This window comes from Pantoea dispersa (genome assembly GCF_019890955.1).
GTDB lineage: Bacteria > Pseudomonadota > Gammaproteobacteria > Enterobacterales > Enterobacteriaceae > Pantoea > Pantoea dispersa.
Genome location: NZ_CP082346.1, coordinates 3,208,244 through 3,234,723, shown reverse-complemented (window position 1 = coordinate 3,234,723; position 26,480 = coordinate 3,208,244). Strand labels below are relative to the sequence as shown.

The 26,480-nt window shown below is 57.2% G+C and carries 21 protein-coding genes; 10 read left to right on the top strand and 11 right to left on the bottom strand.

Annotated features, from left to right (window positions below; translation table 11 throughout):
* Window positions 1–7 precede the first annotated feature (7 nt).
* Entirely contained in the window at window positions 8–862 is an 855-nt protein-coding gene (gene ampE / locus K7H94_RS15200) for a beta-lactamase regulator AmpE (protein WP_031279700.1), read from the top strand.
* On the opposite strand, the gene K7H94_RS15195 is transcribed toward ampE, so the two are convergent.
* The 3 genes from K7H94_RS15195 to aroP all read right to left on the bottom strand — a co-directional run bounded on the left by K7H94_RS15195 (window position 844) and on the right by aroP (window position 4,710).
* Window positions 844–1,797: a glycoside hydrolase family 43 protein gene (locus K7H94_RS15195; RefSeq protein ID WP_211726681.1), complete on the bottom strand. Its 954-nt coding sequence runs from the start codon at window positions 1,795–1,797 to the stop codon at window positions 844–846. The genes ampE and K7H94_RS15195 overlap by 19 nt on opposite strands.
* Window positions 1,794–3,200: a glycoside-pentoside-hexuronide (GPH):cation symporter gene (locus tag K7H94_RS15190; RefSeq protein WP_031279699.1), complete on the bottom strand. Its 1,407-nt coding sequence runs from the start codon at window positions 3,198–3,200 to the stop codon at window positions 1,794–1,796. The genes K7H94_RS15195 and K7H94_RS15190 overlap by 4 nt, the downstream gene beginning before the upstream one ends.
* A 154-nt stretch (window positions 3,201–3,354) precedes the next feature.
* Window positions 3,355–4,710, bottom strand: a complete 1,356-nt coding sequence (aroP, locus tag K7H94_RS15185) for an aromatic amino acid transporter AroP (RefSeq protein WP_058759500.1) — start codon at window positions 4,708–4,710, stop codon at window positions 3,355–3,357.
* Window positions 4,711–5,222: 512 nt separating this feature from the next.
* On the opposite strand from aroP, the gene pdhR reads away from it, so the two are divergent.
* From pdhR to lpdA, 4 genes are all read left to right on the top strand, one after another.
* A complete protein-coding gene (gene pdhR / locus K7H94_RS15180) occupies window positions 5,223–5,987 on the top strand; it encodes a pyruvate dehydrogenase complex transcriptional repressor PdhR (RefSeq protein ID WP_021507539.1) in 765 nt (254 codons plus the stop codon).
* 126 nt (window positions 5,988–6,113) lie between these two features.
* Entirely contained in the window at window positions 6,114–8,780 is a 2,667-nt protein-coding gene (aceE, locus tag K7H94_RS15175) for a pyruvate dehydrogenase (acetyl-transferring), homodimeric type (RefSeq protein ID WP_021507538.1), read from the top strand.
* A gap of 14 nt (window positions 8,781–8,794) precedes the next feature.
* Window positions 8,795–10,687, top strand: a complete 1,893-nt coding sequence (gene aceF, locus K7H94_RS15170; RefSeq protein ID WP_222951277.1) for a pyruvate dehydrogenase complex dihydrolipoyllysine-residue acetyltransferase — start codon at window positions 8,795–8,797, stop codon at window positions 10,685–10,687.
* Between the two features lie 174 nt (window positions 10,688–10,861).
* Complete coding sequence (gene lpdA / locus K7H94_RS15165) at window positions 10,862–12,286, top strand: dihydrolipoyl dehydrogenase (RefSeq protein ID WP_021507536.1); 1,425 nt, start codon at window positions 10,862–10,864, stop codon at window positions 12,284–12,286.
* Window positions 12,287–12,435: 149 nt separating this feature from the next.
* On the opposite strand, the gene K7H94_RS23305 is transcribed toward lpdA, so the two are convergent.
* Window positions 12,436–12,582, bottom strand: coding sequence for a Hok/Gef family protein (locus K7H94_RS23305; protein WP_021314460.1), 147 nt, complete (start codon window positions 12,580–12,582; stop codon window positions 12,436–12,438).
* A 767-nt stretch (window positions 12,583–13,349) separates the two neighbouring features.
* Here K7H94_RS23305 and acnB point away from each other — a divergent pair.
* Window positions 13,350–15,947 (top strand): bifunctional aconitate hydratase 2/2-methylisocitrate dehydratase, encoded by a 2,598-nt coding sequence (acnB, locus tag K7H94_RS15155; RefSeq protein ID WP_152999258.1) that lies wholly within the window; start codon window positions 13,350–13,352, stop codon window positions 15,945–15,947.
* Window positions 15,948–16,115: 168 nt separating this feature from the next.
* Entirely contained in the window at window positions 16,116–16,478 is a 363-nt protein-coding gene (gene yacL / locus K7H94_RS15150; protein WP_222951276.1) for a protein YacL, read from the top strand.
* Window positions 16,479–16,517: 39 nt separating this feature from the next.
* On the opposite strand, the gene K7H94_RS15145 is transcribed toward yacL, so the two are convergent.
* The 4 genes from K7H94_RS15145 to K7H94_RS15130 form a co-directional block, all read right to left on the bottom strand.
* A complete protein-coding gene (locus tag K7H94_RS15145) occupies window positions 16,518–17,837 on the bottom strand; it encodes an MFS transporter (protein WP_058780450.1) in 1,320 nt (439 codons plus the stop codon).
* A 41-nt stretch (window positions 17,838–17,878) separates the two neighbouring features.
* Window positions 17,879–18,832, bottom strand: coding sequence for a phosphoglycerate dehydrogenase (locus K7H94_RS15140; RefSeq protein ID WP_058770607.1), 954 nt, complete (start codon window positions 18,830–18,832; stop codon window positions 17,879–17,881).
* Window positions 18,833–19,003: 171 nt separating this feature from the next.
* Window positions 19,004–19,888 carry a dihydrodipicolinate synthase family protein gene (locus K7H94_RS15135; RefSeq protein ID WP_150360704.1) on the bottom strand — a complete coding sequence of 295 codons (885 nt, stop codon included), beginning with the start codon at window positions 19,886–19,888 and terminating at the stop codon, window positions 19,004–19,006.
* A gap of 11 nt (window positions 19,889–19,899) precedes the next feature.
* Window positions 19,900–21,054 (bottom strand): iron-containing alcohol dehydrogenase, encoded by a 1,155-nt coding sequence (locus K7H94_RS15130; protein ID WP_222951275.1) that lies wholly within the window; start codon window positions 21,052–21,054, stop codon window positions 19,900–19,902.
* 188 nt (window positions 21,055–21,242) lie between these two features.
* On the opposite strand from K7H94_RS15130, the gene dtnK reads away from it, so the two are divergent.
* Genes dtnK through K7H94_RS15115 form a run of 3 tightly spaced genes read left to right on the top strand, consistent with a single transcriptional unit; the run spans window position 21,243 to window position 24,255 of the window.
* The gene (gene dtnK, locus K7H94_RS15125) at window positions 21,243–22,514 is read left to right on the top strand and encodes a D-threonate kinase (protein ID WP_222951274.1); all 1,272 of its coding nucleotides are present in this window, start codon (window positions 21,243–21,245) and stop codon (window positions 22,512–22,514) included.
* Window positions 22,507–23,487, top strand: coding sequence for a D-threonate 4-phosphate dehydrogenase (locus K7H94_RS15120; RefSeq protein WP_222951273.1), 981 nt, complete (start codon window positions 22,507–22,509; stop codon window positions 23,485–23,487). The genes dtnK and K7H94_RS15120 overlap by 8 nt, the downstream gene beginning before the upstream one ends.
* 6 nt (window positions 23,488–23,493) lie before the next feature.
* Entirely contained in the window at window positions 23,494–24,255 is a 762-nt protein-coding gene (locus K7H94_RS15115; protein ID WP_022547144.1) for a DeoR/GlpR family DNA-binding transcription regulator, read from the top strand.
* 78 nt (window positions 24,256–24,333) lie between these two features.
* On the opposite strand, the gene speD is transcribed toward K7H94_RS15115, so the two are convergent.
* From speD to K7H94_RS15100, 3 genes are all read right to left on the bottom strand, one after another.
* Window positions 24,334–25,143: an adenosylmethionine decarboxylase gene (speD, locus tag K7H94_RS15110; RefSeq protein WP_021507527.1), complete on the bottom strand. Its 810-nt coding sequence runs from the start codon at window positions 25,141–25,143 to the stop codon at window positions 24,334–24,336.
* Window positions 25,144–25,162: 19 nt separating this feature from the next.
* Window positions 25,163–26,017, bottom strand: a complete 855-nt coding sequence (speE, locus tag K7H94_RS15105) for a polyamine aminopropyltransferase (RefSeq protein ID WP_058780455.1) — start codon at window positions 26,015–26,017, stop codon at window positions 25,163–25,165.
* A gap of 109 nt (window positions 26,018–26,126) precedes the next feature.
* Window positions 26,127–26,474 carry a YacC family pilotin-like protein gene (locus tag K7H94_RS15100; protein ID WP_021507525.1) on the bottom strand — a complete coding sequence of 116 codons (348 nt, stop codon included), beginning with the start codon at window positions 26,472–26,474 and terminating at the stop codon, window positions 26,127–26,129.
* Between the last annotated feature and the right edge of the window lie 6 nt (window positions 26,475–26,480).

Sequence of the window (26,480 nt, the reverse complement as noted above, 5' to 3'; positions counted from 1 at the left end):
AGCAGGTATGACGTTGTTTAGTTTGTTGTTAGTTTTGGGTTGGGAACGCCTTTTTAAATTAGGTGAACACTGGCAGCTGGATCATCGGCTTGAGCCGCTGTTTCGCGGTCGCCAGCGCTTCTCGTTGCTGCGTACGCTGCTGATGACCGTGATCGCCATGCTGCTGGTCTGGCTGGTGGTGTGGAGCCTGAAGGGCATTCTGTTTGGCGTGGCGCAGCTGCTGTTCTGGATTGTGGTCGGTTTGCTGTGCATTGGTGCCGGCTCGGTGCGGCTGCATTACCACCAGTATCTTAAAGCGGCGAGCCACGATGATGAAGCGGCCCATCAGGCGATGGCCGCAGAGCTGACGCTGATTCACGGCGTGCCGGTTGACTGTAGCGAGCGCGAATTTCTGCAGGCGCTGCAAAACGCGCTGATCTGGATTAATTTCCGCTTCTATCTTGCGCCGCTGTTCTGGTTTGTGGTCGGTGGCCCTTACGGGCCAGTGTTGCTGGTGGGGTATGCGTTTCTGCGCGCCTGGCAGAGCTGGCTGGCAAAACACCGTTCCCCGCTGGAACGCGCACAGTCCGGCATCGATCGCATTCTGCACGTGCTGGACTGGATTCCGGTGCGGCTGGCCGGTGTGGCTTATGCGCTGCTCGGCCACGGCGAGCGTGCGCTGCCGGCATGGTTTGCCGCGCTCAGCGATGTGCATCGTCCACAGTATCAGGTGCTGACCAGCCTGGCGCAGTTCTCGCTGGCGCGCGATCCGCATCTGGATAAAGTGGAAACGCCACGGGTCGCCGTGGCGCTGGCCAAACGCGTTTCGCTGGTACTGGTCGTGGTAGTGGCGCTGCTGACTATCTACGGCACGTTAGTGTGATCGGCAGGCGGCACGCCGAAATCCGGTGTGCCGTCTTCGCGCCAGGCAAAATATTTAAGCCGCGTATGGCGGTTGGGATCCCACAGCGGATCGCCCTCAATTTCGGTGTAATTCCGTGCGTGATACACCAGCACATCCCGTCCTGCTTCATCCACGGTGAAACTGTTATGCCCCGGACCGTACTGGTGATTATCCCAGCTGGTGGCAAATACCGGCCGCGCCGATTTATGCCATGCGCTGATGTCGAGCGGATCGGCCTGCGCGTCAATACTCAGTATGCCGAGGCAGTAATTTTCGTCCGTGGCGCTGGCTGAGTAGGTGACAAACAGCCGCTCGCCATGGCGAATCACTGCGGGTCCCTCATTAACGCTAAAGCCGGCACACTCCCACTCATACTCCGGCCGGCTGAGCATCAGCGGCTGGGTTTTCAGCGTCCACGGATTCAGTAATTCCGCCAGATAAAGGTTGGAGTTACCGGGAATGGCCGGGTCTTTTTGCGCCCACAGATACCAGTTTTTACCCTGATGTACGAAGTGGGTGGCGTCGAGGGCGAAGGTATCGAGGTGGGTTTGCACGCGGCGGCACGGCTGCCAGTGACCGCTGAGTGGATCGGCATCATCACATACCAGCGCGTACATACGGTGCTGAAACAGCCCCTCTTTGATTTCGCGGGACGGCGCGGCGGCAAAGTAAATCACCCACTGGCCATTGATCACGTGCAGTTCCGGTGCCCAGATCAGGGCGCTGCAGGGACCGCTGTCCGGTTTACGCCACACAGTTGTGGCCGGGGCGGTAATCAGGCCGTTAAGCGTGCTGGCATAGCGCAGCTCCAGTCGATCGTACTCGGGCACCGAAGCGATAAAGTAGTAGCCATCGCCGTGGCGCAAAATAAACGGATCGGCACGTTGCGTAATAAACGGGTTAGGCCAGCTCATTTAATTTCTCCTGGTTGTGAGGTTGCGCGGCGAACGGGGGCAGACAGGTCATGGAAGTTGGCGCGACGCAGGGCGAGATCCTGCTGGATGGTGCGCATCAGCGCGCGGTCCACTTTCAGCAGGCGCACCACGCCGGCGGTGATCAGATAGCCGACGCCGGGGATCAGGGTAAACAGCAGCACAATACCGTTGAGCGCGCTGGCAGACTGCTGCTTCGCCGCTGCGTCATAGCCATACATCGACAATAAAAAGCCGACCATGGCACCCGCTACCGCCAGCCCGACCTTGAGGAAAAACAGGTTGCCGGAGAAGCTGATCCCGGTGATGCGTTTACCGGTTTTCCATTCGCCGTAGTCATCGACATCAGCCATTAGTGACCAGTGCAGCGGCGACGGGATTTGGTGCAGGATGTTCAGCAGGAAATAAGCAATTACCACGGTGACGGTGGCGTGCGGATCGATCCAGTAAAAGCCGCTGGAGAACAGCGCCAGCGCAATGTTGGTCCAGAAAAACACCTTCAGCTTGCACCAGCGATCGGTGAGGACTTTCGCCAGTGTGCTGCCCAGCATCATGCCGATGACGCCCAGGCTGATAAACAGCGTCGCAAAGTGCGTCGACTGGCCCATCACCCAGGTGACGTAATACATGGTGGCGGCCATGCGAATAAAACCGGGGCAGACATTACAGAACGTCAGCAGCAGAATGCGCACCCACTGATCGTTCTTCCATACATCGCGCAAATCTTTCTTCAGATCATCGTTGCTCGGTACCGCCGGACGAATACGCTCGCGCACCGTGGCAAAACAGAACAGAAACATCACCAGGCCAATCAGCGCCAGCACGCTCATCGCCAGCTGATAGCCGCGCGCTTTGTTGTCGCCGCCAAACCACTCGGCCATCGGCAGCAGCGACAGCGAGAGGATCAGCGTGGCGATGCCCACCATGACAAAGCGGTATGACTGGCAGGAGACGCGTTCACCGGGATCGTTAGTGATGACGCCGCCCAGCGAGCAGTAAGGAATATTGATGGCGGTGTAGGTCAGCGACATCAGGAAATAGGTGACAAATGCCCAGATCACCTTGTTGTCGTAGCTCCAGTCCGGGGTGGTAAACATCAGCACGCTGAATAGCACGTAGGGCAGCGATATCCATAGCAGCCACGGGCGAAAGCGTCCCCAGCGGCTCTGCGTGCGGTCGGCAATCGCGCCCATTATCGGGTCGGTCACCGCATCCAGCACCCGTACCGACAGCAACAGCGTGCCGACCAGCGCCGGAGCAAGGCCAAATACGTCGGTGTAGAAGTAGTTGAGGAACAGCATGATGGCACCGCCGATCATGTTGCATCCGGCGTCACCCATGCCGTATCCCAGTTTTTCTCTGAACGAGAGGGCTGCTCCTTTCATCAGTCGTCTCCTGCGACAAGTGGAGCAAAAATTATCAGCGTTAAATCAGTAACCTGGTGGGGAACAATCGGTCAGGATGATGGACAAAATACGCGGGCGGGGAAAAGTGTGAAGCGGATCGGCCCGGCAGCAGCGTGCCGGGCCCGGTGAAGCATCAGGCTTTCTGCACCCGATTTTTAACGGTATAACCCACGGCCAGCACCAGCAGCCACACCGGAATCAGCCACACTGAAATCGCCATGCCCGGCGTCATTAGCATGATCACCAGAATGGCCGCCAGGAACAGCAGGCAGATCCAGTTACCCAGCGGATACAGCACCGCCCTGAAACGGGTGGTCACGCCCTGCTGGTCTTTTTTCTTGCGGAATTTCAGGTGCGCGAGGCTGATCATCGCCCAGTTGATGACCAGCGCGGAGACCACCAGCGACATCAGCAGGCCGAAGGCTTCGCCCGGCATCAGATAGTTAATCAACACGCACAGCGCAGTGGCTACCGCCGAGACCAGAATGGTCGCCACCGGCACGCCACGACGGTCCACTTTCAGCAGCGCTTTTGGCGCGTTGCCCTGCTGCGCGAGGCCGAACAGCATGCGGCTGTTACAGTAAACACAGCTGTTATACACCGACAGCGCGGCGGTCAGGATCACCACGTTGAGCGCATTCGCCACCAGCGCATCGCCCAGTTCGTGGAAGATCAGTACAAACGGGCTGGTCTCTTCGGTGACGCGCGTCCATGGCAGCAGGGAGAGCAACACCGCCAGCGAGCCGATGTAGAAAATCAGGATACGCCACAGCACCTGGTTGGTGGCTTTAGGGATGCTCTCTTGTGGATTGTCGGCTTCTGCGGCGGTGATACCCACCAGTTCAAGGCCACCGAAGGAGAACATGATGATCGCCATCATCATCACCAGCCCGCTGACGCCGTGTGGCAGGAAACCGCCCTGGTTCCACAGGTTGCTGACGCTGGCCTGTGGGCCGCCGTTGCCGCTAAACAGCAGCCAGCCGCCAAACAGGATCATACCGATGACCGCCACCACTTTGATAATCGCGAACCAGAACTCCATCTCACCGAACACTTTGACGTTGGTCAGGTTGATGGCGTTGATCACCACAAAGAAGATAGCCGCAGTGGCCCAGGTGGGGAATTCCGGCCACCAGAACTGAATATATTTGCCGACGGCGGTGAGTTCAGCCATCGCCACCAGCACATACAGCACCCAGTAGTTCCAGCCGGAGGCAAAGCCGGCAAAGTTGCCCCAGTATTTATAGGCGAAGTGGCTAAAGCTGCCGGCCACCGGCTCTTCCACCACCATTTCGCCGAGCTGGCGCATGATCAGGAAGGCAATAAAACCGGCGATGGCATAGCCGAGAATCACGGCCGGACCGGCCGATTTAATCACTGATGCGCTGCCCAGAAACAGACCGGTACCGACGGCACCGCCCAGCGCAATCAGCTGAATATGGCGATTTTTCAGGCCGCGATGCAGCGTTTCGCCATGCTGTTGTTCCATACAAACCTCATGATGTTGTTATTGTGCACCTGCAGTGCGCGTACTGTAAGGCTGTTCTATCTGTGTACGTTTTTCTTTACGGTATCCGGCGGGCTGTGTGCAAGCCTGAGCTACCCTGGCGACCAGAATAGTGATAAGCGCGCCGCTTTGCACCTGCTTTTGCTTTTTGTGCTGAGAGATGGCTGAAAAAGCAGCAGCATCCTCTGCGCTTCCCTTGCGCTATTTCTGCCATGAATAAGGCTTAAACACGAATAGCATTCGCTTATGGCTACGCAGCCTGGTGCGCGCTAATGCAGTGTAAGGTTTGGTAAAAGTGAAATCTGTTAACATTTGCCGCGCTGAGACGCTTTTCTGCCAGATCCCGGTAAGTTAGCGCACGGTAACCGGTGTCTGCGGTGAAAGTGTGCGGGGGGCCATATAGACACAAGGTGAATACTTTGTTACTTTACGGGCACCATTTTTCAATTGGTATTACCAATTTACTCCGGACGTTTGGTTCATAAGAAGGGATGATGGCCTACAGTAAAATTCGCCAACCCAAGCTCTCCGATGCAATCGAGCAGCAGCTGGAATCCCTGATTATGGAAGGGACGCTCCAGCCGGGTGAAAAACTGCTTCCCGAGCGTGAACTGGCCAAACAGTTTGATGTCTCACGTCCATCGCTGCGCGAAGCGATCCAGAGTCTGGAAGCCAAAGGCCTGCTACTGCGCCGTCAGGGTGGTGGCACCTTCGTACAGCAGAATCTCTGGCAAAGCCTGAGCGACCCGCTGGTCGGCCTGCTTGCTGAACATCCTGAATCCCAGTTTGACCTGCTGGAAACCCGCCATGCGCTGGAAGGCGTTGCGGCCTACTACGCTGCGCTGCGCGGCACCGATGAAGACCTGCAGCGTATTCGCGACTGTCACGTCAACATCCAGCAGGCGCAGGACAGCGGCGATTTAGATGCTGAGGCCGATGCGGTGATGAAGTATCAGATCGCTGTCACAGAAGCCGCCCATAATGTGGTGCTGCTGCATTTGCTGCGTTCGATGGGCCCTATGCTGGAACAGAACGTCCGTCAGAATTTCGAATTGCTCTACGCTCGCCGCGAAATGCTGGCGAAAGTGAGCGGTCACCGCGCCAGTATCTTTGAGGCGATTGTGGCTCGTGAGCCAGAACAAGCACGCGAGGCATCCCATCGTCACCTGGCGTTCATTGAGGAAATCTTGCTGGACAGAAGTCGGGAGCAGAGCCGTCGTGAACGCTCCCTGCGTCGTTTACAGCAACGTAAGGAATAACGCACGGCAATGAACGTGCGACATAAACGACGGGCCTGTCTTCTTGTGCTGTGAATCAGAAGCAAAGCACAAGCAGACAGGCTCCTGATAATTCAACGTATTAGACACAGATAAGGAATACACCCCATGTCAGAACGTTTACAGAATGACGTGGATCCGATCGAAACTCGTGACTGGCTACAGGCGATCGAATCGGTCATCCGTGAAGAAGGTGTTGAGCGCGCGCAGTATCTGATTGATCAGGTATTGAGTGCTGCACGCAAAGGCGGTGTGAAAGTGGCAGCGGGCGGCAACGCCGTCAGCAACTACATCAACTCCATTGCGGTCGAAGATGAGCCGGAATATCCGGGGAACACCTCTCTTGAACGTCGTATCCGTTCCGCAATCCGCTGGAACGCCATTATGTCGGTTCTGCGTGCGTCGAAGAAAGATCTGGAGCTGGGTGGTCACCTGTCGTCTTTCCAGTCTTCTGCCACCATTTATGAAGTGTGCTTCAACCACTTCTTCCGCGCGCGTAGCGAGCAGGATGGCGGCGATCTGGTCTATTTCCAGGGCCACATTTCTCCGGGCATCTACTCGCGTGCGTTCCTTGAAGGACGTCTGACTGAAGAGCAGATGAACAACTTCCGTCAGGAAGTCCACGGCAACGGTCTCTCTTCCTATCCGCATCCAAAACTGATGCCGGACTTCTGGCAGTTCCCGACCGTGTCGATGGGTCTCGGCCCACTGAACGCCATCTATCAGGCGAAGTTCCTGAAATATCTGGAACACCGCGGCCTGAAAGATACCTCTAAGCAGACCGTTTACGCCTTCCTTGGCGATGGCGAGATGGACGAACCAGAATCCAAAGGGGCGATCACCATCGCTACCCGTGAGAAGCTGGATAACCTGGTGTTCATCATCAACTGTAACCTGCAGCGTCTCGACGGTCCGGTCACCGGTAACGGTAAGATCATCAACGAGCTGGAAGGCATCTTTGCCGGTGCTGGCTGGAACGTGATCAAAGTGATCTGGGGCGGACGCTGGGACGAGCTGCTGAAGAAAGACACCAGCGGCAAGCTGATTCAGCTGATGAATGAAACCGTTGACGGCGACTATCAGACCTTCAAATCACGCGACGGTGCGTATGTGCGCGAACACTTCTTCGGTAAATACCCGGAGACCGCAGCGCTGGTGAAAGACTGGTCAGACGAAGAGATCTTCGCCCTGAACCGTGGTGGTCACGATCCGAAGAAAATCTACGCGGCACTGAAGAAAGCGCAGGAGACCAAAGGTCAGCCAACGCTGATTCTGGCGCATACCATCAAAGGCTATGGTATGGGTGACACCGCGGAAGGTAAGAACATCGCGCACCAGGTTAAGAAGATGAACATGGATGGCGTTCGCTACATCCGCGATCGCTTCAACGTGCCAGTGGCTGACGACAAGATCGAACAGCTGCCGTATGTGACCTTCGAAAAAGGCTCAGAAGAGTACAACTACCTGCACGGCCAGCGCGAGAAGCTGGGTGGCTACCTGCCAACCCGTCAGGCTGAGTTCAGCGAAAAGCTGGAAATGCCGGCGCTGGAAGAGTTCAGTGCGCTGCTGGAAGAGCAGAGCAAAGAGATCTCTACCACCATCGCCTTCGTGCGTGCGCTGAATGTGATGCTGAAGAACAAGTCGATCAAAGATCGTCTGGTGCCGATCCTCGCGGACGAAGCGCGTACCTTTGGTATGGAAGGTCTGTTCCGTCAGATTGGTATCTACAGCCCGAACGGCCAGCAGTATACGCCGCAGGACCGTGAGCAGGTTGCTTACTATAAAGAAGACGAGAAAGGCCAGATTCTGCAGGAAGGGATCAACGAGCTGGGCGCAGGGTCTTCCTGGCTGGCGGCGGCGACCTCTTACAGCACCAACAACCTGCCGATGATTCCGTTCTACATCTACTATTCGATGTTTGGTTTCCAGCGCATCGGCGATCTGATGTGGCTGGCAGGCGACCAGCAGGCGCGCGGCTTCCTGGTGGGCGGCACGTCCGGTCGTACCACGCTGAACGGCGAAGGTCTGCAGCACGAAGATGGTCACAGCCACATTCAGTCGCTGACTATCCCGAACTGTATCTCTTACGATCCGTCTTACGCGTACGAAGTGGCAGTCATCATGCATGACGGTCTGGTACGTATGTACGGCGAAGCGCAGGAAAATATTTACTACTACATCACCACGCTGAACGAAAACTACCACATGCCTGCGATGCCGCAGGGTGCGGAAGAGGGTATCCGTAAGGGTATCTACAAGCTGGAGACGGTAGAAGGCAGCAAAGGCAAAGTGCAGCTGCTGGGCTCAGGTTCCATCCTGCGTCACGTGCGCGAAGCGGCACAGATCCTGGCGAAGGATTACGGCATCGGTTCTGACGTCTACAGCGTGACCTCGTTCACCGAGCTGGCACGCGACGGTCAGGATTGTGAGCGCTGGAACATGCTGCACCCAACGGAAACGCCACGCGTACCGTACATCGCTCAGGTGATGAACGACGCGCCGGCGGTGGCATCGACCGACTACATGAAGCTGTTCGCAGAGCAGGTTCGCAGCTACGTGCCAGCCAGCGATTACCGCGTGCTGGGTACCGATGGTTTCGGCCGTTCAGACAGCCGCGAAAACCTGCGTCACCACTTCGAAGTGGATGCGTCATACGTAGTGGTTGCAGCCCTGGGTGAACTGGCTAAACGCGGCGAAATCGAGAAGAAAGTGGTGGCGGATGCGATCGCGAAATTCAACATCGATGCCGATAAAGTTAACCCGCGTCTGGCTTAAGAGGTAAGAGAGTAATGGCTATCGAAATTAACGTACCGGATATCGGGTCAGACGAAGTTGAAGTCACCGAGATTCTGGTCAAGGTGGGCGACAAGGTTGAAGCCGAACAGTCGCTGATCACCGTGGAAGGCGATAAAGCCTCGATGGAAGTACCTTCGCCGCAGGCCGGCGTGGTTAAAGAGATCAAAATCGCGACCGGTGACAAAGTGAATACCGGTTCACTGATCATGATTTTCGACACCGAAGGTGCAGCTGCTGAGGCACCGGCCGCCGAAGAGAAACCAGCGGAAGCGGCACCTGCTGCGGCCGCCGCCAGCGAAGCGAAAGACGTTAACGTCCCGGATATCGGCGGCGATGAAGTCGAAGTCACCGAAATTCTGGTTAAAGTGGGCGACAAAGTGGCGGCAGAACAATCGCTGATCACCGTCGAAGGCGACAAAGCCTCAATGGAAGTGCCTGCACCGTTTGCCGGTGTGGTGAAAGAGATCAAAATCGCCACGGGCGACAAGGTGAACACCGGTTCATTGATCATGATCTTTGAAGCCGAAGGCGCGGCGCCAGCAGCGGCTGCCAAACCTGCCGTGAAAGAAGCGGCGGCCTCCGCGCCAGCCGCGGCTGCGGGTGCCAAAGACGTTAACGTCCCGGATATCGGCGGCGACGAAGTGGAAGTCACCGAAGTGCTGGTCAAAGTAGGCGATAAAGTTGAGGCTGAGCAGTCACTGATCGTAGTGGAAGGCGATAAAGCGTCAATGGAAGTTCCGGCGCCGTTTGCCGGTACGGTTAAAGCGCTGAAAGTGGCTACCGGCGATAAAGTCAGCACCGGTTCGCTTATCATGGTGTTCGAAGTAGAAGGCGCTGCGCCGGCTACTGCGGCACCGGCAGCGAAACAGGAAGCCGCACCCGCTGCAGAAGCCAAACCGGCAGCTGTACCTGCGCCAGCAGCGGCGAAAGCCGATGCGAAGAGCGAATTTGCTGAAAACGACGCTTACGTGCACGCTACGCCGGTGATTCGTCGCCTGGCGCGCGAGTTCGGTGTTAACCTGGCGAAAGTCAAAGGCACCGGCCGTAAAGGTCGCATCCTCAAAGAGGACGTGCAGGCTTACGTGAAAGACGCGGTGAAACGCGCTGAAGCGGCACCGGCTGCGGCCGCAGCCGGCGGTATTCCGGGCATGCTGCCATGGCCGAAAGTGGACTTCAGCAAGTTCGGTGAAATCGAAGAAGTGGAACTGGGTCGTATCCAGAAAATCTCGGGTGCTAACCTGAGCCGTAACTGGGTAATGATTCCGCATGTGACCCACTTCGACAAAACCGATATCACCGATCTGGAAGCGTTCCGTAAGCAGCAGAATGCGGAAGCCGAGAAGCGCAAGCTGGATGTGAAGTTCACCCCGGTGGTGTTCATCATGAAAGCGGTCGCCGCGGCACTGGAGCAGATGCCACGTTTCAACAGCTCGCTGTCGGAAGATGGCCAGAAGCTGACCCTGAAAAAGTACATCAACATCGGTGTGGCGGTCGATACGCCAAACGGTCTGGTGGTTCCGGTGTTCAAAGACGTGAACAAGAAAGGCATCACTGAGCTGTCGCGTGAGCTGATGGCGACGTCGAAGAAAGCGCGTGATGGCAAACTGACCGCCAGCGATATGCAGGGCGGCTGCTTCACCATCTCCAGCCTTGGCGGCCTCGGCACCACGCACTTCGCGCCAATTGTTAACGCGCCGGAAGTGGCTATCCTCGGGGTGTCTAAGTCGGCGATGGAGCCGGTGTGGAACGGCAAAGAGTTCGCTCCGCGCCTGATGATGCCGATTTCGCTGTCGTTCGACCACCGCGTCATCGACGGTGCGGATGGTGCGCGCTTCATCACCATCATTAACAATATGCTGTCTGATATTCGCCGTCTGGTGATGTGACATTAATCAAGGCCGGCAAATGCCGGCCTTGTTGTAAGCATTCGGAGTTGCCGCGGTTGGCAGTTTGTTAACAATTCTGTAAACTCTCGCGGTGAAATGTCCCGGTGGAGATAGGGCATCAAGAGCCTGGGAAAGGGTCGCTTTTGACCGCCGGCAATCTAACAAGAGGTCATGATGAGTACAGAGATTAAAACTCAAGTCGTGGTACTTGGGGCAGGTCCTGCAGGTTACTCTGCAGCCTTCCGTTGCGCTGATTTAGGTCTGGAAACCGTACTGGTTGAGCGCTACAGCACCCTCGGCGGTGTCTGTCTGAACGTCGGCTGTATCCCGTCAAAAGCGCTGCTGCACGTGGCGAAAGTCATCGAAGAAGCTAAAGCTCTGGAAGAGCACGGTATCGTGTTTGGCCAGCCGCAGACTGACATCAACAAAATCCGTACCTGGAAAGAGAAAGTCATCACTCAGCTGACCGGTGGTCTGGCTGGCATGGCAAAAGGCCGCAAAGTGAAAGTGGTCAACGGTCTGGGTAAATTCACCGGTGCTAACACGCTGGTAGTGGAAGGAGAGGGCGGCGCAACCACCATCAACTTCGATAACGCCATTATTGCTGCTGGCTCGCGTCCTATCGAACTGCCCTTCATTCCACATAACGATCCGCGCGTGTGGGACTCTACCGATGCGCTGGAGCTGAAAGAAGTTCCGAAGCGTCTGCTGGTTATGGGCGGCGGCATCATCGGTCTGGAGATGGGTACCGTCTACCATGCGCTGGGTTCAGAGATCGACGTGGTCGAGATGTTTGACCAGGTGATCCCGGCCGCCGATAAAGACGTGGTGAAAGTGTTCACCAAGCGTATCAGTAAGAAATTCAACCTGATGCTGGAAACCAAAGTCACCGCGGTAGAAGCGAAAGACGACGGTATCTACGTATCAATGGAAGGTAAAAAAGCGCCGGCTGAACCACAGCGTTACGACGCAGTGCTGGTGGCGATTGGCCGTGTACCGAACGGTAAAGGTCTGGATGCTGGCAAAGCAGGCGTGGAAGTGGACGATCGCGGCTTTATCCGCGTCGACAAACAGATGCGCACCAACGTGCCACACATCTATGCTATCGGTGACATCGTCGGTCAGCCAATGCTGGCGCACAAAGGCGTGCACGAAGGTCACGTGGCGGCAGAAGTGATTTCCGGTCTGAAGCACTACTTCGACCCGAAAGTGATCCCTTCTATCGCCTACACCGAGCCAGAAGTGGCCTGGGTGGGTCTGACCGAGAAAGAAGCCAAAGAGAAAGGCATCAGCTACGAAGTGTCCACCTTCCCGTGGGCGGCATCGGGCCGTGCTATCGCGTCTGACTGCGCAGACGGTATGACCAAACTGATCTTCGACAAAGAGACGCACCGTGTTATTGGTGGCGCGATTGTCGGTACCAACGGCGGCGAGCTGCTGGGTGAAATCGGTCTGGCTATCGAGATGGGTTGTGATGCCGAAGATATCGCGCTGACCATCCACGCGCACCCAACCCTGCACGAATCGGTTGGCCTGGCGGCGGAAGTGTTTGAAGGTAGCATTACTGACCTGCCAAATCCGAAAGCGAAAAAGAAATAAGTTCGCCTGAGGCTTAGGTTAATTAACGGCTCCTGTAAGGAGCCGTTTTTTTATTAATTGAAAACGTAAGTTGAATAGATGAAAGCGGGCGCAGGAGCATCACCTTAAACGATGCCGGAATAGCGGAGGAAACCCTCCGCTATTGAAGTTTACTGTTGTGCTTCGTAAGCCATGACAGCCGATAATTCAGCCGCGAATATCCGCAATCGTAATTCACACAGTGAACTGCGATTTGCCAGGCATAAACCTAACAGGATGAGCCCGCTGATAATCAGCGTGCTGAATTTCACCTTCATAATCACTTACTCCTTGCATTAGCACGAGCAAGCCACTACCCTGACACTGTCTGGGTGTTTTGGGTAGTGGCTCACCCGTGCGGTTAATGAAAATTAATCGCACGGTTCACCTTCCACCATCCACCCCAATTTCTTTTGCAGATCTTAAGGCAGATAGCCTCAAGCACCCGCAGGCAGTCTACGCTATTTATTTATCATTTCCTCTTTTATTTTTTATCTCTTTTTTAAATCGCAGTTATTTTTTAAAGGTGTATTTTAATTGAGTGGCTAAGTTTAAAGGTTAATTTAAACCGGCACTGCGTTGATAATTAATTAAATGCGCGCAAGGCATCACGTTCAATATTTATCAGGTGATGTGGTATTAATTTTTCCTCAGGAAAACGTGTGTGGGAAGCTGAACGGTAGCCGTTTAGTGCAAGCGCATCAGCACATAACCAAAAGTGAATGAACCGGCCCGAAAGGGGATTGCAGGTTATGGATTCGCGTTGTGAAGGCCGAATGCAACAAATTACGCGCTACAACCTGGTTCCACTGGCTATCGGCACAGGCGCGAACAGGCACTATTAGAGCCGTTCTGGCTTCTCTCCTGGCGCAAAGCGCAGTCAAATCTGCTAAATAACGCGCGGATGTTGCTTTTTTGTAAACGGATTAACAATCAGCCGAAATCCTGCTATGCTGGCCGACGCAGAACCGGGCACCTCACCCTACTGTTTGACAGCATCAACAGGTGCACCGGAAAGCTATACAATGAGAGCGAGGAGAACGTCGTGCTAGAAGAATACCGTAAGCACGTTGCCGAGCGTGCTGCCCAGGGAATCGTACCTAAGCCGTTAGATGCTTCCCAGATGGCCGCGCTGGTTGAACTGCTGAAAAACCCGCCAGCGGGTGAAGAAGAATTCCTGACTGACCTGCTGGTCAACCGTGTCCCGCCGGGTGTTGATGAAGCGGCGTATGTAAAAGCCGGATTCCTGGCAGCTATCGCAAAGGGCGAAGCCCACTCTCCTCTGGTCACTCGTGAAAAAGCAGTCGAACTGCTGGGCACCATGCAGGGCGGCTACAACATCCATGCGCTGATCGAGGCGCTTGACGATGAGGCTCTGGCACCGATTGCCGCTGAAGCACTGTCCCACACGCTGCTGATGTTCGATAACTTCTACGACGTCGAAGAGAAAGCCAAAGCGGGTAATCCCCACGCGAAGAAAATCCTCCAGTCCTGGGCTGATGCAGAATGGTTCCTCAAGCGTCCTAAGCTGGCAGAAAAAATCACTACCACCGTGTTCAAAGTGACCGGCGAAACCAACACCGACGACCTCTCTCCGGCGCCGGATGCATGGTCACGTCCGGATATTCCACTGCACGCGCTGGCAATGCTGAAAAACCCACGTGACGGCATCGAACCCGACGATGCTGGCAACATTGGCCCGATCAAACAGATTGAAGCTCTGCAGCAGAAAGGCTTCCCGCTGACCTACGTCGGTGACGTGGTTGGTACCGGTTCTTCACGTAAGTCCGCGACCAACTCAGTGCTGTGGTTCATGGGTGACGACATTCCGTATGTGCCGAACAAAAAAGGCGGCGGTCTGTGCCTCGGCGGTAAAATCGCGCCGATCTTCTTCAACACCATGGAAGATGCCGGCGCGCTGCCGATCGAACTCGACGTTGAGCGCCTGAACATGGGCGATGTGATTGACGTTTACCCTTACAAGGGTGAAGTACGCAATCACGAGACCAATGAACTGCTGGCGACCTTTGCGCTGAAAACCGACGTGCTGCTGGATGAAGTGCGCGCCGGTGGCCGTATTCCGCTGATTATCGGTCGCGGCCTGACCACCAAAGCGCGTGAGTCGCTGGGTCTGCCGCACAGCGATGTGTTCACCAAAGCCAAAGATGTGGCTGAAAGCAACCGTGGTTACTCGCTGGCGCAGAAAATGGTGGGCCGCGCCTGTGGCGTGGCAGGGATTCGTCCTGGCGCCTACTGTGAACCAAAAATGACTTCGGTCGGCTCTCAGGACACCACCGGTCCGATGACCCGTGATGAACTGAAAGATCTGGCGTGTCTGGGCTTCTCCTCCGATCTGGTGATGCAGTCCTTCTGTCACACCGCCGCTTATCCGAAGCCGGTCGATGTCACCACACACCACACGCTGCCGGACTTCATCATGAACCGTGGCGGTGTCTCGCTGCGTCCGGGCGATGGCGTGATTCACAGCTGGCTGAACCGTATGCTGCTGCCGGATACCGTCGGCACCGGCGGTGACTCACACACCCGCTTCCCGATTGGCATCTCGTTCCCGGCCGGTTCTGGTCTGGTGGCGTTTGCCGCCGCGACGGGCGTTATGCCTCTGGATATGCCGGAGTCAGTGCTGGTGCGCTTCAAAGGCGAAATGCAGCCGGGCATCACGCTGCGCGATCTGGTGCACGCGATTCCGCTGTACGCCATCAAGCAGGGCCTGCTGACCGTTGAGAAGAAAGGCAAGAAAAACATCTTTTCCGGTCGCGTGCTGGAAATCGAAGGTCTGCCGAAGCTGAAAGTTGAGCAGGCGTTTGAGCTGACCGATGCCTCGGCCGAGCGTTCTGCGGCGGGTTGTACCATCAAGCTGGATAAAGAGCCGATCATCGAGTATCTGAACTCCAACATCGTACTGCTGAAGTGGATGATCTCCGAAGGCTACGGCGACCGTCGTACGCTGGAGCGCCGTATCCAGGGCATGGAAAAATGGCTGGCCGATCCGCAACTGCTGGAAGCCGATGCCGATGCGGAATACGCAGCGGTGATCGAAATCGATCTGGCGGAAATCAAAGAGCCCATCCTGTGTGCGCCGAACGATCCGGACGACGCACGCTGGCTGTCTGACGTGCAGGGCGAGAAGATCGACGAAGTATTCATCGGTTCGTGCATGACCAACATCGGTCACTTCCGTGCGGCAGGTAAACTGCTGGACGCGCACAAAGGCCAGCTGCCGACCCGCCTGTGGGTAGCGCCGCCAACCAAGATGGATGCCGCGCAGCTGACAGAAGAGGGCTACTACAGCGTCTTTGGTAAGAGCGGTGCGCGTATCGAGATTCCGGGCTGTTCACTGTGCATGGGTAACCAGGCGCGCGTGAAAGACGGCGCGACGGTGGTTTCCACCTCGACCCGTAACTTCCCGAACCGTCTGGGTACCGGTGCCAATGTGTTCCTGGCATCAGCCGAGCTGGCCGCGGTCGCTTCCCTGCTGGGTAAACTGCCTACGCCGGACGAGTATCAGCAGTTTATGGTGCAGGTGGATAAAACCGCTGCCGACACCTACCGCTACCTGAACTTCGATCAGCTGGGCCAGTACACCGAAAAAGCGGATGGAGTGATTTTCCAGACCGCGGTGTAAAATACGCCTGCCAGTGAAAAAGGGACGAGCGCATCGTCCCTTTTTTTATGCGCTTTTTTCCCTCGCCGTCTCCAGGCATAATGCGAGCGCGATCCCACTTTCTTGCGCGCGCTGCGCACAAAATGCACGAAAGCGTGCCGTCTGGCGCGCCACAGGTATGAGGCCAACATGGAATATGAATTTCTGCGTGACGTGACCGGTCAGGTCCGGGTACGCATGTCGATGGACCACGAAGCGGTGGGGCACTGGTTCAATGAAGAGGTGAAAGAGAACGTTGCGCTGCTGGATGAAGTCGAAGCCGCGGTGCGTACAGTCAAAGGCACGCAGCAGCAGTGGCAGCGCGTCGGGCACGAATATACGCTGTGGCTGGATGAAGAAGAGGTGATGATCCGCGCCAATCAGCTGGCGTTAGAGGATGACGGCCTGGAAGAGGGCATGACTTATTACGATGAGGAGAGCCTGTCGTTCTGCGGCGTGGAGGATTTTCTCGCGGTGATTGCTGCTTATCGCCGGTTTATGGCCGGCCGTTAACGGGCGCCCGCAGCCGGGGCGCCACTGTCGTTGCGCAGGTTACACGCCGTTAATGGCGGAACGGGCGTGGGATAAAGGTTCCTCATCCACAATCGGTTCGACCTTGCCGAGCAGGAACAGGTAGTTAAGGATTCCGATCACTACCAGCACCGCCGAGAACACCAGCGCCCAGGTAAAGTGGCCGGTGGCACCGACGATAGCGCCGGTAATGATTGGTCCGACCGCGCCGCCCATATTGGAGACGGTATTCTGCAGCCCGGCAACAATTGACACGCTGTTGGTGGGCGCAACATCGCCCGGCAGCGCCCACACCTGAGAGGCCGCGACGGTGGTGCCGGACTTAGCAATACATAGCAGCAGTACCGTCATGAACACGGAATCGGTGAACGGCGCGAACCCGATGCACAGCGCCATCAGCAGGCCAATCGTCAGAAACAGCTTGCGCGTGGCGGTCAGCGACAGCACTTTTTTGTGCACCATACGGTCCGACGCCCAGCCCGCCAGCACCTCAATCACCATACCGCAGATCAGCGGCAGCGCCGCCACCATGCCCATTTTCAGGAAATCCATCCCTTTGTCTTTCACCAGGTAGGTTGGCAGCCAGGTGATAAAGAAGTAGGAAGTGTAATTGATGGTGAAGAAGCCAATACACATCGCCCAGATGTTGCGGTAGCGCAGCAGCTTGTACCACTTCATCGGCCGCACGTTCTTATCGCCGTGCTTCTGCGCCTGGCCATCGCGGATCAGGCGCACTTCATCGGTGCTGATCGCTTTGTGGTCTTCCGGGTTCTCGGCATAAATGAAGTACCAGGCGATGACCCAGATCAGCCCGACGGCACCAATCGCCAGAAAGGTCAGACGCCAGTCGAACAGCGCGATCATAAAGACGATCAGCGGCATGGCGACGGCCCCGCCAAATTTTGATGCGCTGTCGAACAGGCCGGAGACGGTGGCGCGCTCGCGATCCGGGAACCAGCGCGCGGTAATACCGGCGTTGCTGGGATAAGCCGCTGCTTCACCCACGCCGAGCGCCAGACGCAGCGCCAGCAGCGATTTAAAGCCGGTGGCGAGCCCCATCGCCATGGTGGCGATCGACCACCAGCCGACAGCGATGCCGAGGCCTTTTTTCTGGCCGAAGCGGTCGGCAAACCAGCCTGCCGGGATCTGCAACAGCGCGTAGGACCAGAAAAATGCCGCCATGATAAAGCCCATCATCTCTGGATTGATGTCGAGCTCGGTAATCAGGTGCGGTGCGGCGGCAGAGAGTACGGTACGATCAATATAGTTAATGGCAATGGCCAGCCACATCAGGCCGGCGATCCACCATCTGATGCGTGTTGAGCGTGCGGTGTTGGTCATAATCATTATCCACGCGAAAAGGGTGACAGAGGAGGGCGGCGTCAGGCCAGCCCGTTCATGACATTCATCGGGCGTTCGCCCTGTTTTATACACTGCACAATCTGCGTCACGCAGCGTTCGCCGATGGCGCTGATAGCACCGTCGGTATATCCGGCAAGGTGCGCCGTGGGGATAAAGTTGCTCAGGGTGAACAGCGGATGCTGCGCCAGCGGTTCCTGCACAAAGACATCCGCCGCCGCACCGGCAATCACGTTATCCTGCAACGCCTGGTAGAGATCCTGCTCATTCACCACGCCACCGCGTGACGCGTTGATGAGAAACGCGCTCTTCTTCATGCGCTTCAGGCGCGCAGCGTCGAACAGGTTTTGTGTCTGGTCGGTGAGCGGCATATGTAAGGTGATGAAGTCGCTGTGCTCCGTCAGCTGATCGAGGCTGACAAACGTCACGCCGTGTTCGGCGGCGAAGGCGTCATCGGGATAAAAATCGAAGGCGAGGATGCGCATATTGAAGCCTTTAGCGCGCAGTGCCACCTGCTTACCGATATTGCCCAGGCCGATGATGCCGAGCGTTTTGCCGTAGACGTCGGTGGCAAAAATGCGCGGCCAGTGGCCGGCGCGGGTCTCTATTGCGGCGGTGGTGATCTGGCGCGCGCTATTGAGAATCAGCGCAAAGGCGAAATCGGCAACCGCGTGTTTGTTCGCGTCCGGCACGTTCGTCACGTAAATACCGCGCGCACGGGTTGCGTCGAGGTCGATGTTATCGACGCCCACGCCGTGCTTGCAGACAATTTTCAGCTGCGGTGCCAGCGACAGCAGCGCATCGTTGACCTCGGTAAAGGCCACGATCAGGGCGACGGTGTCGGCGAGATGCGGCGCCAGCGCGCTGAGCGGTGCGTCGGCGGGCAGCGTAATCAGCTCAAAGCCCTGCTGGCGCAGTGTGTCGATCGGCGCGGCGTCGTAGCGGGCGAACGAAGGTGAAGTACAGATGACTTTCATAGCAAATGCGTCCCGGTGTTAATAACAGCAGCCATCGCTGCCTGAATCCGACCCGCCACCGTCAGATTAACCCTAACCCTGATGGCGGCAGGGGGTAGCGGCGCCTGTATTGCGCGATGAATCGCGCCGCTACCACAGCTGCGTGCGGTAAGTGCTTTAAATTTCCAGGCTTTACTGCAAATACTGATTCACGATCTGGCGGATCTTCTGCTCTTCCTCCGCAGAGAAGCGCACCGCATAGCGGCTGTCGCCGACCTCATAGCCGAGCAGCGCCACGGCTTTTTTCACCGCCGCCGGGGAAAAACCAATGCTGTAGAGATCGGTACGCAGGCCGGTGACGTTCTCCTGAGCGGCGCGCGATCCGGCGATGTCACCGGCATGGAAGCGCGCCCAGATGGCGTTAATCTCTTTCGGTGCCACGTTAGCCAGCCCGGAAATACAGGCGGAGCAGCCATCGACGAAGCCCTGATGAATCAGTGAATCCGGCCCGTTCAGTACATTGAAATGCGCAATACCTGCCGCTGCCTGCAGAAAGCCGCTCAGGCTTTCGTAGCTGCCGGCGCTGTCTTTGATGCCAATGATGTTGGGATGCGCTGCCAGCGTGCGCACGGTTTCCGGCTGCAGCGTATTACCGGTGCGCGCCGGAATGTTGTAGAGAAACAGCGGGACGTCGAGGGCGTCGGCCACGGCGCGGTAGTGATCAATCAGCTCTTCCTGTTTAAGCGGGACAAAGTAAGGGGTGATCACCGAGACGGCATCCACACCCAGCTTTGCTACCTGCCTGCCCAGCCGGATAGTCTCACGCGTCGAGATCTCGCCAATGTGCGCCACCACCGGTGCAGTGCCGTTTACTTCGTCGACGCAGGTCTCGGTCACCGCCAGCTTCTCCTGCTCGTTCAGCACGAAAAATTCCCCGTTGGTGCCGCCGCAGAAAATACCGTTACCGGCGCTAAGCTGACGCCGAATCTGTTCACGCTGCGCGGCAGGATTATAGGCTCCGTCGCGATCAAAAGTGGTGACGATGGCGGTCAGTACGCCCTGAATGGTGTTGCTCATAATTTCCCCGCTCATGCTGAGTGATTTAATGCCGGAAACAGCGTCAGGTAGACGTTGCGCACATCGTCGGCGCTGACTTTCATCGGTACATTCTTCATCAGGCGCTGCACGTCCAGCGCGGCTTCGACCAGATACGGCAGATGATCCGGCCCGATGCCCAGCGCTTCCAGGCTGGCAGGCAGTTTAAGGCGCTGCACCAGCGCGGCGAAATAGGCCACCAGCGCGTGCGATTTAGCCTCTTCATCCAGTGTGCTATCGGCATCCGGCAGCAGATCGTAGGCCTGCGCGAACTTGCTCACCGCCGCCGGACGCACAAACTGCATACACGGCGCCAGCAGAATGGCGTTGGCCACGCCGTGCGGCAGATGGTACTTGCCGCCCAGCGGATACGACATGGCGTGCACCAGATGTGTCCCGGCATGGGCGATCGCCGCTCCGCCGTAGTAAGACGCCCACAACATATTCAGCCGTGCTTCCAGGTTGTCCGGTTCGGCAAGGGTCTTTTCGAGGCTGGCGAACAGCTTTTTCATGCCGATCAGCGCATAGTTATCACTCACCGGATTGGCCACGGTGGCGGTGAAGCACTCAATCAGGTGGCACAGCGCATCAATCCCGGTCGACGAGGCGATGTGCGCCGGCATGCTGGTGGTCAGTTCCGGAATCAGCGCCACGTAGTCCGGCAGCATCACCGGCGAAATAATACCGACTTTGGTCTCTTTCTCCGGAATGGCAAGGATGGCATTGGGCGTGGCTTCCGAGCCGGTGCCGGCCGTGGTCGGGATCAGTAAAGAAGCGGTACGCGTGTGCGGCTTCTCACCGGCCAGCAGCGCCGTCAGGGTTGGCGCATCGGCTACGCACAACACGGACAGCAGCTTCGCCACATCCAGCACGCTGCCGCCGCCAATGCCGATCACCAGATCGACGTCGCCGTGCGGCAGCGCCGCAACAATCGCCGCCACATCATGCTGGCTCGGTTCGGGCGGCACCGTATCAACCAGGCTCAGGCTGGCGATCTGCTGCTGCAGCCGGGCGATAAGCGCCTGCACCGCCGGAATACCCAGAATGTTTTTATCCGTGACCAGCAACGCCTTCTGCTTATCCTGCAGTAAATAGCTGAGATCGTTCAGAGCCTGATAGCCACTGATCACGGTGCTGTTGATATTCATGTCATGCCCTTATAACGGTTTTGCACATTATGATTAGGTTTGCTCAATGCTGTGCGGGGTGTATCCCTTTCTGAGGCTAAATTTATAGGCGATATCGATTTCAATTAATTTGATCTTGCTCACATATAATCAATCATGATTGAATATAATCAAATGCAGCACGGCAAGGGGCCGTGACAGGAGAGAGAATGACTTCATCGCCATGGAAAACGCCCGTTCTGGTGATTGCCGACGATTTTACCGGTGCCAATGACGCAGGCAGCGGCTTCGCGCTGGCCGGCGCGCGCGTCCACGTGCTGTTCAATAACCTGACGCCCCCGGATGCCGGCGCAGCGGATGTGCTGGTGATCAGCACCGATAGCCGTGCGGTGAGCGCAGCGGAAGCCGCCAGCCGTACACATGCCGCCATGCAGCCGCATCAGCAGATAGCGCAACACGGCTGGCTGTTTAAGAAAATTGACTCAACGCTGCGCGGCAATCCAGGCGCTGAGGTGGCTGCCGCGCTGCAGGTCAGCGCGAAACGGCTGGCGCTGGTGGTGCCGGCGGTGCCAAAGCTGGGCCGCATCACGCGCGGCGGGGAAGTGTGGATCCATCAACAGCGCCTGACTGATACCGAATTTGCCAGCGATCCCAAAACCCCGGTGACCAGCAGTAACGTGCTGACGCGGCTGCAGATGCAATGCGACCTGCCGGGCGAGCAGATCGATCTTGCCACGGTACGCAGCGGCACGCTGGCCGCACGGCTGGCGACCAGTCAGGGACTGCTGGTACTGGACGCGGAACTGCAGGCGGATATCGACACTATTATCGCGGCGGCCGCGACGCTGCCGGAACGTCCGCTGCTGGTCGGCGCGTCCGGGTTAAGCGATGCGCTGGGTGCGCATCTTGCTGCGCGGCCCTCTCGCCCGGTGCTGGCGATAGTCGGTTCGATGAGCGCCATGGCGCAGCAGCAAATCGCCCGGCTCGCCAGCCAGCGTGACATCCGCTTGATTGATATTGATATTTGCCAGCTGTTTGCCACACCGGCATGGCCGCAGGCGGCGGCCTGGCAGCAGGCGATGGTCCAGGCGCTGCGCGAGGGCGTGCACTGTGTGGTACGCACCACGCAACAGGCTGATCAGCGCTACGCGATTGCGCAGCTGTGTCAGCAGCAGCAGATTACGCGCCAGCAGCTCGGCGAGCGCATCTGCCAGTTTCTGGCGCAGCTCACGCGCGCCGTCTGCGCGCACATTCAGCCTGCCGGCCTGTTTCTTTCCGGCGGTGACGTGGCCATCGCGGTGGCGCAGGCACTCGGGGCCAGCGGCTTTCAGATTCAGGGCCAGGTGGCGGGCTGTGTACCGCACGGGGTTCTGCTTAACAGTGAATTACACCTGCCGGTGATGACCAAAGCGGGTGGCTTTGGTGATGAAAACACCCTGGCAGAAGCCATTCGTTTTATTGAGGAGAAGTCGAGTGAATAACACTATTGCGGTGACCATGGGCGATCCGGCGGGCATCAGCCCGGAAATCATCATTAAAGCGCTGGCAGAAGGGGAGCTGGCGGGCATTCCGGCGGTGGTGGTCGGCTGTGCCGCGACGCTGCGTCGGGTGCTGGCGCTGAACATTACGCCGCAGGCCGAGCTGCGCGTGCTGGACAGCGTGCAGGATGCGCATTTCGCACCGGGCATCATTAACGTCATCGATGAGCCGCTGGCCGATCCTGATGCGCTGCAGCCGGGCAGGGTGCAGAAGCAGGCCGGCGATCTGGCCTGGCGCTGCGTGAAGCGCGCCACCGAACTGGCGCTGGCGGGCGACGTGCAGGCGATTGCCACCGCCCCGCTGAACAAAGAGGCGCTGCACGCGGCGGGCCACCTTTATCCCGGCCACACTGAACTGCTGGCACAGCTGACCCAGACCAAAAATTACGCCATGGTGCTGTATACCGACCATCTGAAAGTGATCCACGTGACCACGCACATCGCGCTGCGTAAGTTCCTCGACACGCTGAACGGCGAACGTATTCAGACGGTGATCGGCATGGCTGACAGCTTCCTGCGCCGCGTGGGCTATGACCAACCGCGCATCGCGGTCGCCGGGGTCAATCCGCACGCGGGCGAGAATGGCCTGTTTGGTGATGAAGAGATCACCACGGTGACACCAGCCATCCAGGCAATGAAGCAGCAGGGCATTGATGTCTATGGCCCGTGCCCGCCGGATACGGTGTTTTTACAGTGCCAGCAGGGGCAGTACGATATGGTGGTGGCGATGTACCACGATCAGGGGCATATCCCGTTGAAACTGCTTGGCTTTTACGATGGCGTCAACATCACGGCGGGACTGCCGTTTATCCGCACTTCCGCCGACCACGGCACGGCATTTGATATCGCCTGGACAGGTAAAGCGAACTCTGCGAGCATGGCGATCTCGATAAAACTCGCGATGCAGCTTGCATAGGGAAATATGAAGGGACAAAGCCGTCTCGACCAGATTATGGACTATCTCAAAAGTCATAATCTGGTCACTGTTGAACAGCTGGTGAGCGCCATTTCTGCTTCGCCAGCCACCATTCGCCGCGATCTGATTAAGCTGGACAAGGAAGGGGTGATTAGCCGCAGCCACGGCGGCGTCACGCTGAACCGCTTTATCCCGACGCAGCCGACCACGCTGGAGAAGATGCAGCGTAACCTGGCGGAGAAGCAGGCCATCGCCCAGTTCGCTGCCAGCTATGTGCAGTCCGGCGATGCGGTAGTGCTGGATGCCGGCACCACCATGCTGGAACTGGCACGACAGCTGACCCATTTGCAGCTGCGGGTGATCACCGCCGATCTGCACATTGCGCTGTTTTTGTCGGAGTTTAAACAGATTGAGACCACCATCATCGGCGGCCGCATCGACGACTCCAGCCAGTCGTGCATTGGTGAGCACGGCCGGCGCCTGCTGCGCAGTATCAATCCGGACATCGCGTTTGTCAGCTGTAACTCATGGAGTATTGAGCGCGGTATTACCACGCCGACGGAAGACAAAGCCGGGCTGAAGATGGATCTGCTGGCCAACGCGCGCCGGCGCATTCTGCTGGCCGACAGCAGTAAATATGGCTCATGGTCGCTGTACTGCGCGGCACCGATTGATAGCCTGACCGATGTGGTGACCGATTCCCGCCTTGATGAAGCGGTATGCCGTGATTTGCGCGAGCGCGGCATTGGCCTGCAGCTGACCGCGTAAATGTGCCGCCTGCATCAGCGGGTAAATGACGTGCGCTGCGTTACCGCGGCGCAGCCTTCACCCACTGCTGGCGCTGAGTTATAACAACTTCAATCCCGTCGCCGGAATATTGCGCCCGTAATAAATCTCACGCATCTCCTTCCACAACAGATTGGTAATGCGCTTGTGCTCCTGCGGGCTCAGCTCTTCAGGTTTGGTGTTGAACAGGTAATACTTCAGATCAAATTCCTTCAGCAACATCTTGGTATGAAAGATGTTTTCCTGATAAACGTTAACGTCCACCATGTCGTACATCGCTTTCATATCCTCGGACATGAAGTTCTGAATGGAATTGATCTCATGGTCGATGAAATGCTTCACGCCATTGACGTCGCGGGTGAAGCCGCGCACGCGGTAATCCACGGTCACGATATCCGACTCCAGCTGGTGGATGAGATAATTCAGCGCCTTCAGGGGCGAAATCACGCCGCAGGTCGAGACTTCAATGTCGGCGCGGAAGGTACATAAACCGCCTTCCGGGTGACTCTCCGGATAGGTGTGCACGCAGATGTGACTCTTGTCGAGGTGCGCGACCACCGAACTGGGCAGCGGGCCGGGATGCTCGGAATTATCGATATCCTGCGGATTGATCGGCTCTTCGCTGACCAGAATCGTCACGCTGGCACCCTGCGGCTCATAATCCTGGCGCGCGATATTCAGCACGTTAGCACCGATAATCGAGCAGGTCTCGGTGAGGATTTCCGTCAGGCGGTTGGCGTTATATTGCTCATCAATATAGGCGATATAGCCATCACGTTCGGCTTCGCTATTGGCATAGCAAATGTCGTAGATACAAAAACTCAGGCTTTTGGTCAGATTATTGAAGCCATGTAGTTTTAGCTTTTGCAATTGGGTTCACCTCCTGAGATCAGCTGAGCGCGTTTAAAAGATATTGCGGCAGGGCAAAGCTGCCGATGTGCAGCTGTGGCGTGTAGTAACGGCAGGGCAGTCCGGCCGCGGCAAAACGTGACTGCAGCGTCGCAAGGTCCGGCTGGCGCAGCGCCGGATTATCGCTCGCCCAGGCAAAGGTCATGATGCCGCCGTAATAGGTCGGAATCGCCGCCTGATAAAAGCTGACGTCAGCGAAATAGTGGCTGAGTTTGCGGTGGCTGTTGACCGCTTCATCCTGCTGCAGGAAGCAGACGCCGTTCTGCGCGACAAACACGCCACCGGGATTGAGCGCCTGTTTGCAACCGGCATAAAACGCCGAGGTGAACAGACTCTCGCCGGGACCGATTGGATCGGTACAGTCGGAGATGATCACATCAAACCGTTCCTGCGTCTGGCTGACGAAGTTAACGCCATCGTCGATCACCAGCTGCAGACGCGGATCGTCGTAAGCGCCGGCGCTGTGGTTAGGCAGATAGGTTTGACAGAAATTCACCACGCCGGCATCAATTTCCACCATGGTGATGTGCTCAACGCGCTGATGCCGGGCGACCTCGCGCAGCATCGCGCCGTCACCGCCGCCGATAATCAATACGCGCCGGGCATTGCCGTGCGCCAGAATCGGCACGTGCGTCATCATTTCGTGATAGATAAACTCATCGCGCTCGGTGGTTTGCACCACGCCGTCCAGCGCCATCACGCGGCCAAACGCGGCGTTCTCAAAGATCACCAGATCCTGATGCGCGGTTTTATCGCGGTAAAGCAGATTATCTACGCTGAAATATTGGCCAAAGCCGCTATGCAGCGTCTCATGCCAGGTCTCTTTGTCGGCCATGCCGGAGCGCTCCTTATGCTGTTAACGCGCAATAATGCCAGAAAAAAGCATAACGAATTATGACCGTGCTTGCACGGTCAGGGCGTTAACAGCAGCGCAGGGCGGAGGATTATTTCACGTAGGCAAGCAGGCTGAGGGAATCGCGCGCCAGCGACTTACACTTTTTGTCATTGGTGATGGCGATACCGCTCAAATCTTTGTAGCTCTCTTCACCGAGGGATTTCATGTTGTAAGCGCTGTAGTTGCTCAGATCCCAGCGGTTTTGCTGGGCAAAAAACACCAGTGCTTTACGAATCTGCGCGTCGGGCAGATCCTGATAGCCGCAATCATTTTTCAGATAGACAAACACCGCGGTGAGGTCAGCCAGATCTTCTGCTTCGGATTCGCTCAGGGCAAAACTGGTGGAGGAGAAGCCAAGGAGTCCCGCCAGCAGCAGGATCTTGATGCTTTTCGTCATAATCGT